This is a genomic window from Chloroflexia bacterium SDU3-3, assembly GCA_009268125.1.
Taxonomy (GTDB): Bacteria; Chloroflexota; Chloroflexia; order Chloroflexales; family Roseiflexaceae; genus SDU3-3.
In genome coordinates, this window is sequence record WBOU01000046.1 from 1 (window position 1) to 1,372 (window position 1,372).

The 1,372-nt window shown below is 66.6% G+C and carries 1 pseudogene; it reads right to left on the reverse strand.

What is annotated here, in order from left to right:
• A pseudogene (locus F8S13_27585) lies at nt 1-1,235 on the reverse strand (chaperonin GroEL).
• Between the last annotated feature and the right edge of the window lie 137 nt (nt 1,236-1,372).

Below are 1,372 nucleotides of genomic sequence, written 5' to 3' on the forward strand. Positions count from 1 at the left end.
CCGGGGACAATGCCCTGCTCAATCGCCGCTCGGGCCGTGGCCAGCGCATCCTCAAGCCGCTGGGTGCGCTCCTTCAGCTCTGGCTCGGTGGTGGCCCCCACGCGGATGACCGCCACGCACCCGCCCAGCCTAGCGAGGCGTAGGGCCAGCGCGGCCCGCATGGCGTCGCTGGTTGTTGCGGCCATCTGCGCCCGGATCTGCGCGCTGTGGAGCGTGATCTGCTTGGGGTCGCCCGCGCCCTGAGTGATGCTGGTCGCCGCCTTGCCGACGCAGATCCGTTGGGCACGGCCAAGATCCTCCACCGTGGCGCTCTCAAGGGTTCGTCCGGTATCCTGGGAGATGAGCGTCCCGCCAGTGAGCACGGCCAGATCTTCTAGCAGCTCGCGTCGCCGCTCGCCATCCCCCGGGATCTTGATGACCACAGGGGCGAACACGCCGCGGATCTTATTGAGCACAAGCGCATTCAGAATCTCGTCAGAGAGATTGCCCACCACCAGCACGACCTGCCTGCCCCGCTGCACGGCTTTCCCGATCAGTGGTATGAGCGTATGGATATCGGTGATGGCGGCATCGGTGATCAGGAACTGCGGGTCATCCAGCACGGCCTCGCGCCGCGCCATGTCGGTCACAAAAGAGGGCGACGCGTAGCCCTGATCGATCTGCATCCCATCCGCGTACACCACCTCGGTCTGGGTGCCGCGCCCCGCCTCAATGGTGATGACGCCATCGTCCCCCACCCGCGTGATCACCGAAGCAATCAGCGCACCGAGCGCCCCATCGCTCGCGGCGATCCCGGCGACCCGCGCCATGTCGACCGGGTGGCGCACCGGCATGGCTGCCGCCGTGAGCGACGCCAGCACCGCCGCACCACCCATGTCCAGGCCGCGCTTGAGCAGCACGGGGTTTGCCCCAGCAGCCACCAGCTTCAGCCCCTCGCCGATCAGGGACTGCGCCAGAATGGTGGCGGTGGTGGTGCCATCCCCAACCATGGCGTTGGTAGCCTGCGCGACTTCGATGAGGAGCTGCGCGCCCATATTCTCAAACCGATCTGGCAGCACGATCGCCTGCGCAACCGTGATGCCATCACGGGTAATCATGGGTGCGGCGGCGTCCATGGCAAGCGCAACAGCGCGCCCACGAGGACCAAGGGTGAGTTTCACCGCGTCGGCCACACGGTCCACGCCATGCTTGAGCGATGCGCGGGCCTGATCATGAAAGAGCAACTGTTGTGTCATCGGGGCCTTTCTCGGCTACAAGGGAACCCAAGCGCCCGCGCCCACAGCCGGTAGGGCGCACGCGGGCGCGGGCAACCCTGAGAGGGCGGCCCTGGAAAGAAATACCAGCATGCGCATGGTATCTGGCGAGATCGGTG